Here is a 7,318-nt window from a genome sequence, read left to right as displayed (position 1 = left end):
TAAGCCCTCAGCGATTGCAGTTTTCCCAACTCCGTGATTGCCGACAAAAAGTGGATTGTTCTTATTGCGGCGCACCAGAATTTGAATTGTGCGCTCGAGTTCTTTGTCTCGCCCGATTAGCGGGTCGAGTTTTTTCTGCCGCGCTTCTTCGGTTAAATTCCTGGTGAATTTTTGCAAGGCTGATTTGCCAGGTTCGCCATCTGCTTCTGTATCTAGATCGTCTGAGTCAACATCGAAATGTTCGATATTGTCGCGTAGCCTTTCTGGAGGATGCGAAATAATTTCTAAGACATCCAGGCGATTGACCCCTTCTTCCGTCAGAAAGTAGGCAGCATGACTTTGCGGTTCCGTGAGTAAGGTTGCTAAAATATCACCAACTGTCACAAGATCTTTACTCGAGTAACGCGTATGTAGGATCGCTCGCTGTAGTACACGTTGAAAAGCCACTGTTTGCTGGGGTTCAACCTGCAAACCTTCAGCCATGCTTTCAAGTTTAGTTGTGAAAAAATGCTCAATTCGTTTTTTTAGACGAAAGGTATTGGCTCCCAGTTCTTCGAGGATTTTAATGCCAATCGGATGCTCAGTAATACTCCAAAGCACGTGCTCAAGGCAGAGATATTCATGACGATTACGGACCGCTTCATCAAGGGCTCGCGATAAAATTTCTTCTACGTCAGGGTGTAGCATTTAGTATAGCTTTTAAGCTTCCTCCATCGTGCATTTTAGCGGAAATTCGTGTTGCCGAGCGAGATGATGGACAATTGCAATTTTTGTTTCTGCAATTTCGCGTGTGTAGACTCCGGCAATGCCTTTACCGTTACTGTGCACGTTAAGCATTATTTCTTGAGCTTCGGCGGGGTCTTTACGAAATACTTGCTCCAGGACTTGTACGACAAAATCCATGGCCGTGTAATGATCGTTTAATAAAATTACACGAAAAAGTGGGGGCTCTTTTGTTTTTTGACGGTCAGCAGTGATTACGCCGGTATCGCGCTTGGTAGCTTCGTTTTTAATAGGTTTATCTGGTACTGCCATACTCAGCTATATAATATCAAAGTTAAGACGCTGGAAGCAAAAGAAATTATTATTGTTTTAATTATCTTAGGCTTAGGCTTGAACTTAGGCCAACACTTTATTTTCTGACTTCGATCTTTTGCTTCAGATCTGGAGAGACGTCCTTGGAGAAAGTCCTAGCAATCGGCGTAACTGCGACTTTACCCGAGAGCACAGTGCTATGATCTAAATGCTGATGATCGGCCGGCTCGAGCTCGAGAGGCTGAAATTTAAAATGATAAGTGCTCTTACTTAGTTTTTCAAAAAGATTAGGTAAATAAGTCTGCTGCATCTGGGTTACGACCAAATCAGTCTCAGCGGTCACTGCCCAGGGAATATTCACCGAATAGCAACTGGCTTCCTGCCAAGCCTTAGCCTCAATTAGCGTTTTACAGATTCGCGTAGCGTTCTCGGCAATGCGCTTCCAGTCGTCAGCATGTGCCTGAATTGCTAGTTCATCCTTGGCTTTCCAATGTTTGAAAATTTCTTGGGCGACTTGTGCTGATAGCGCAGCCGAGTTCATTGCTGTGAGAGCTGCAGTTTGCGCGCCGCCAATCGTGCCCGAACTTAAAAACCAAGCCGAGCCACTATTGATACCGACATTAATTCCGGAAAATACGAAATCTGGCTTGTCAGGATAAAGATGGTGCACACCAAGCATGGCGCAATCAGCAGGCTTGCCTGTGACTAAATATCCTGGATGTGTGCCGATGTGTGTTTCGATTACATCGAGTGGAAGAAAGCGCGTTAACCCGTGACCAATCCAGCTGGACTCATCTGCGGGTAATGTTACTCGCAGTTCCTTGACCCAGTCCTGTCGTTTTAAGGCATCGAGGAACGGTTCAATTAACGGTGAAGAGGGGCCGTCATCGTTAATGACTAGAATTTTGTATTTCACGGTAATCCTTTATTTTCTAAGAGATATTTGTTTAAGTTATTTAACCGATATGCTACAATCACTTATGATCAAAAATCCACAGATGCTAGAGCAATTTGAAAGAGACCTGATTTCTCAAACACCTGTTGATCTTGCTCAGAATTTTCAACTGATAAATTCCATGTACGAATTAGCCCATGCTTTGGGCGTATTCCCACTTAAGAATCCGCTAGAAGGGATTGAAGATGACATTGCTTTAGCTAAGGCGCTTAACAGTGTTCGAACAACTCCTCGCTAAAATTGCAAAGGTATTAACTGCTGAAAGTGTCCCCTACATGGTGATCGGTGGACAGGCAGTATTGGTTTATGGTGAACCAAGAATTACTAAAGATATAGATATCACGCTTGGGCTTCCGCCATTTGAGCCCGATAAACTACTACCGGTTGTGGAAAAACTCGGATTCAAGATTCTTGTTGAAAATCCTATTAGCTTTTTGGAACAGACATTTGTCTTGCCTGTAGCAGATATTAGCTCGGGTATAAGAATCGATTTTATTTGCTCCCTATCTGAGTATGAAAAAATTGCGATAGCGAGGGCGAAAACAGTCACAATTGGGAATACTCAAGTTAAATTTATTAGCCTTGAAGATTTAATTATTCATAAAACGATTGCTGGACGTCAAAGAGACCTGGACGATATTAGAACAATTTTATTAAAGCACCCGAGCTATGACGATCAATATGTCACGGAGTGGTTGAGTCTCCATGATCAAGAACTTGCAACGGATTATGAAGAGCGCCTCAAGCAACTCAAAAGATCTCTCCGCAGCTAACCTTATTTCTTGCCCTGCTCGCGTTTGGAGGCAGTAATCGCTGGGAAAAAACCTTCAGACCAAGAGCGCGTCGTGCCTACTTGACCTTGATAATGACCGACTCCATCCTCACCGTAAGCGCGTTCAGGTGGGCTTTCCATTTGATAAAATACAATCTGCGCAACGCGCATTCCTGCCGCTAAGCGTCGTGGGTAGGGGCCAAGATTTTGCAGTTCTAGAGTAACTTGCCCTTGGAAGTTACAATCAATCCACCCACTCAAACTGTGATTCAGCCAAAGTCGGCCGAGCGAACTTTTCAGTTTCAAATCGCCAACAACATCACGCGGAAGCTTAATGACCTCTTGAGTTGTGGCGAGCACAACTTCGTTGGGAAATAAAATCAATTCTTTTGTTGCAAATTCTTCAGGATCGCGTGTTGGGCAAATAAAATGATCCCCAAGAGTGATATCATAACTTGCCGGGTTAACCTGCTCCGGGTTGTAGGGTGTTACGCCACCTGTGCTTGCCCAATTTCTAATCCAATGATCTGGTTTAACCATATTTGTAACTCAAAAACTTATGCTCTTTCGTATAGTCTGAATTAGTTTACCTGTCCAGAAACGTCACTTCGGCTGCCAATCATGCTCAATGACCGCGATACATTTCATCAATGCTGGCTTGATATTGATTGAAAATTAGTTTGCGCTTGAGTTTCATAGTCGGAGTCAGAAGTGAATTTTCAACTGTGAAGTCTTCGGTGAGTAGGCGATAACTTTTAATTTGCTCAAACGGAGCCAATTCGGAATTGAGTTTTTCAATCACAGTTTTGATCGACTTTTCAGTTTCTGGGTTTAAAGTTACGCCTAGATTGAGTGTGATCAGTGCAACTAAATAAGGACGATTATCACCAAAAAGAGCAACTTGAGAAATTAAGGGACAGATTTTCAAACGTCCCTCAATTGGTGCCGGAGCGATTTTTTTGCCGCCGCTATTAACAATCAGTTCCTTTTTACGATCTGTGATCTTTAAGAACCCAGCAGGATCGATAAGCCCGATATCGCCAGTGTGAAACCAGCCATCGGCTTGGAACAGCTCCGCGGTTTCTTCTGGCTTCTGCCAGTAGCCGAGTGCAATGTTTTTCCCACGCACAATAATCTCGCCGTCCGCTGCGATCTTCACCTCATTGCAGTCAAAAGGTTTTCCGACAGTGCCAATCTTCCAGTGGTCGGGAGTATTGGCTGCAATTGCCGGAGTTGTTTCCGTTAGGCCGTAGCCTTCGAGGATATTAATTCCTAGAGCTTTAAAAAAATTTACCACCTCGGAATTAATCGGAGCTCCGCCAGAAATACAGTATTTCAATTGCGACCCAAATAAGCCTTGGCGGATTAAGCGCGTAGCAATAGGAGCTAAGACTCCCGAGTTCAGAGCCTGGTTAAGCATCAAGCGTTTAAGGCCTTTGGAGTTTTTCAGCGTGGACATGATTTTCTCAAAAATTCTTGGCACTGCTGGCAAGATCTCAGGACTTGCATCGCGGATATCGGAAAGAATAACACGAGCATCAAAGAGCGACTTTTCCTTACTTGTCACACGGGAGAAATAGATTGTTCCTGAGGCTGCAAGGACTGCAAAATAAATTAAACGCGCAAATGAATGCGCCAACGGCAAAAATAAAAAGGCAGTTTGTCTTTGACGAATTAATCCCGAGCGCAATACCGCACCAAGCATGGCTAGATGGTTTTCGTGAGACTGCATTACGCCTTTGGGATTTCCCGTCGTGCCTGAAGTATAAACAAAAGTGGCTAAATCAGATCTTTTGCTCGTGTGTGCGCCGTTAAAGTTTGGGTTCAGCGTCGAAGGAATTTCTTCAAGCGAGACTAGGTGCAAATTTCCCGAGCTGACTTTCTCTGGAGTTACTTCTTCAAAGGTGATTACACTAAGTTTTCTCGTGAATGACTTGAGCTTGGTGACTTGCTCAAGGTTTTCAGCAAAAACGACTTCGACTTGTGCGTCTTCAAGAATATAATGTGTCCCTTCGGCTGTGAGAGTCGGGTAGACGGCTACAGAAGTTGCGCCGCAGGCTAAGACGGCAAGGTCGGCAACAATCCACTCCAGTCGCGTTCCAGAGAGAATGGCAACTCTATCTCCGGGCTTAACTGCAGCGTGACTTTGTAAATATGCGGCAATGTTTTTGACTTGTATGTCAACTGTCTGCCAAGAAATATTAGCATAAGGTGCTTTGGCGGTTGCTCGTTTGGCGAGGAAGGGTTTTACTGTATTTTTTGCAGCCAGTTTTGTGAATAATTCATAGAGCGATGAACTAGTCTCAATTGCAGTCAGGGCGTCAGTGGCGTCGCTGTAATCGAGACGAGCGTTAGTTTTTGAGTTCGTGGTCATGAGAGTGTGTAGTTGAAGGCACCGTATTTAGATTTAACGCTGACTTGATTTATGCCAGTTGATGACTTTTCAACGCGGCCAATCACTTGTGCATTGATCTTAAATGCTTGTGCTGCTCCGATCACCCTTGCTGCAACTCTCTCTGGTGCATAAATTTCCAGGCGTGTGCCCATATTAAAGACTTGATACATTTCCTCCCAGGGGACCTGGGCTTGACTTTGAATCAGTTCAAAGATTGCTGGAGTTGGAAATAAATTATCTTTGATAAAATGCATTCCGCCGGGTGGACCAAAACGCAGCACTTTTGTTGCGCCGCCCCCGGTTGTATGAATCACAGCGTGGATTTCTGCTAGGTCAGATTGATAGATTTGATTCAGCGCTAAAGCAAAGGTCCGCGTTGGTGAGGAGAGAGCTTTTGCGATAGTTAGTGTTGTCTCGGGGAGTGGGTCGCTGATTGCTCCACGACCAGAGTAGCGCTTTTCTGAGGTGACCCCGGCGTCGAGAATTTCTGGGTATTTATCGGCATATTGTCGGCTAATTAAGCTATGGCGGGCGAGAGTCAGTCCGTTTGATCCGATTCCTGAATTTTCTTCTGCTTCGAAAGTAGTTTTGCCGTTTGAAGCTAAGCCGATAATTACGTCTCCGGGTGCGATGCGAGTTGTGTCGATTAATTTATTTTTTTCGATTCTTCCGGCAAGCACTCCATCGACCATCAGTGTGCGCACGGTGTCGCCGCAGTCGGCAGTTTCTCCGCCGGCAAGTGTGATCTTAATATCGTGTTTGGCTAGTAAGTCGACTAGTTCTTTATAGCCTTCAAGGATCTGCTGAATGGCACTATCTGGGACAAGGCGAGCGTTTCTGCCGATCATGTTTGCATAGGCAAGTCCACTGACAGGGCCAAGGCAGAACGCGTCATCTAGATTCATGACCAAGGCATCGTAGGCGAGGTTCTTAAAAAGCGAGGTATCGCCAGTTTCCCGGTAGTGTAGATAAGCGACAATGCTTTTTGTGCCAGCGCCGTCGCAGTGGATGAAGGCTTGGTAGTTTGGGTCGCCTGCGAGGTCGGGTATTAATGACGCAAAGTAGCGGTGATCGGTTTCTAGTTTTGTTGCCTTAAGAACTTGATGAAGCCCAGCTTTACTGGCTGAAGCGCCTAGCTCTTGGTAAGTTTTTGCCATCGTGGTATTTATACCCCATAATTTAGTCAACGCTATTTTACACAGATTTCAAGATGAAGCGACAGGAAGTTCAAGAGATTATTTTAAAGCAATTAGACCGGCTTAAAACGTTGGTTGAAGCTGAGCCGATGAAGGCTACGGTGAGTGCTTTTATATTTGGGGCGCTTTTTTGGGGGATGCGTAATTTGTTTTTGCCGCTGCTTGTGATTTTTGCAGTTGGCGCATTTATCGTCTGGTTTTTCTCCGATAAAGAGCGAGAAAGATAAGTTTTTTCTGTTAGGGAAGCTCTGCTGGCTGCGGGTGTAGGTGTCAGTCGCTTTCAGTAGGCACATTCATAAGTTATCAAAAGCTCAGTAAAAGTAACCCCGTACCACGGCCATTAAGTTAAGCGAAATAGCCTAAGTCACTATCATGAGCATTCAATGAGTCGAAAGATCCCCAATTAAGATAATTTTTTTGGAGATCTTTCGACTGCGCAGTTGAAAACTTCCATTTTGCAACATGCTCGCTCAAGATGACACGGAAAAATCTAACGTAGGGAACCGACCTAAGATCATGTCTGTAACTTGGTGCCAACGCTAAAAGCGCTGCTTTCGCGCACCCTGTGACTGGTCGTCCTCGCGGACGACAGTCAAAGTTACAAAAAGCAAGCTTACCGCTTTCTTTGGGCCTACATGACCTAGTCCTTGATGGACTAGGTCCAGCTAACACTGCTTTCTCGCGCTGAGTTGGTTGGTTGCGCTATACGCGCAACGGTCAAAACTACCCAAACAAAGCTTACCGCTTTCTTTGGGCCTACATGACCTAGTCCTTGCTGGACTAGGTCCAGCTAGCACTGCTTTCTCGCACCCTGTGACTGGTCGTCCTCGCGGACGACAGTCAAAGTTACAAAAAGCAAGCTTGCCGCTTTCTTTTTGCTTACTTTTTCTTTCTCGCGCTGAGTTGGTTGGTTGCGCTATACGCGCAACGGTCAAAACTACCCAAACAAAGCTTACCGCTTTCTT

Annotated in this window: 9 protein-coding genes; 3 read left to right on the top strand and 6 right to left on the bottom strand. The window is 45.1% G+C overall.

What is annotated here, in order from left to right; all coding sequences use genetic code 11:
• The 3 genes from clpA to surE all read right to left on the bottom strand — a co-directional run.
• On the bottom strand, nucleotides 1-687 hold a 687-nt coding region (clpA, locus tag JNK13_03785), incomplete at its 3' end, for an ATP-dependent Clp protease ATP-binding subunit ClpA (protein MBL7661856.1).
• A gap of 12 nt (nucleotides 688-699) precedes the next feature.
• On the bottom strand, nucleotides 700-1,035 hold the full coding sequence (gene clpS, locus JNK13_03780; GenBank protein MBL7661855.1) for an ATP-dependent Clp protease adapter ClpS: 336 nt from the start codon (nucleotides 1,033-1,035) through the stop codon (nucleotides 700-702).
• Nucleotides 1,036-1,132: 97 nt separating this feature from the next.
• Nucleotides 1,133-1,951 (bottom strand): 5'/3'-nucleotidase SurE, encoded by an 819-nt coding sequence (gene surE / locus JNK13_03775; protein ID MBL7661854.1) that lies wholly within the window; start codon nucleotides 1,949-1,951, stop codon nucleotides 1,133-1,135.
• Nucleotides 1,952-2,000: 49 nt separating this feature from the next.
• Between surE and JNK13_03770 the strand changes: the two genes are divergently transcribed.
• Both JNK13_03770 and JNK13_03765 read left to right on the top strand, forming a co-directional pair.
• Nucleotides 2,001-2,228 (top strand): hypothetical protein, encoded by a 228-nt coding sequence (locus tag JNK13_03770; GenBank protein ID MBL7661853.1) that lies wholly within the window; start codon nucleotides 2,001-2,003, stop codon nucleotides 2,226-2,228.
• Nucleotides 2,206-2,763: a nucleotidyltransferase gene (locus JNK13_03765; protein ID MBL7661852.1), complete on the top strand. Its 558-nt coding sequence runs from the start codon at nucleotides 2,206-2,208 to the stop codon at nucleotides 2,761-2,763. The genes JNK13_03770 and JNK13_03765 overlap by 23 nt, the downstream gene beginning before the upstream one ends.
• A 2-nt stretch (nucleotides 2,764-2,765) precedes the next feature.
• Here the strand turns inward: JNK13_03765 and dcd are convergent, their stop codons facing one another.
• From dcd to JNK13_03750, 3 genes are all read right to left on the bottom strand, one after another.
• Nucleotides 2,766-3,302 (bottom strand): dCTP deaminase, encoded by a 537-nt coding sequence (dcd, locus tag JNK13_03760; protein MBL7661851.1) that lies wholly within the window; start codon nucleotides 3,300-3,302, stop codon nucleotides 2,766-2,768.
• 85 nt (nucleotides 3,303-3,387) lie between these two features.
• Nucleotides 3,388-5,136: a long-chain fatty acid--CoA ligase gene (locus JNK13_03755; protein MBL7661850.1), complete on the bottom strand. Its 1,749-nt coding sequence runs from the start codon at nucleotides 5,134-5,136 to the stop codon at nucleotides 3,388-3,390.
• On the bottom strand, nucleotides 5,133-6,314 hold the full coding sequence (locus JNK13_03750; GenBank protein ID MBL7661849.1) for a phosphoribosylformylglycinamidine cyclo-ligase: 1,182 nt from the start codon (nucleotides 6,312-6,314) through the stop codon (nucleotides 5,133-5,135). The genes JNK13_03755 and JNK13_03750 overlap by 4 nt, the downstream gene beginning before the upstream one ends.
• 53 nt (nucleotides 6,315-6,367) lie before the next feature.
• On the opposite strand from JNK13_03750, the gene JNK13_03745 reads away from it, so the two are divergent.
• On the top strand, nucleotides 6,368-6,580 hold the full coding sequence (locus JNK13_03745; protein ID MBL7661848.1) for a hypothetical protein: 213 nt from the start codon (nucleotides 6,368-6,370) through the stop codon (nucleotides 6,578-6,580).
• Nucleotides 6,581-7,318: the final 738 nt, after the last annotated feature.

It is taken from the genome of bacterium (assembly GCA_016786595.1).
GTDB lineage: Bacteria > Bdellovibrionota_C > UBA2361 > SZUA-149 > JAEUWB01 > JAEUWB01.
Note: the sequence above shows the minus strand (reverse complement) of the source record. Positions and strands in the feature narration are given on the sequence as shown.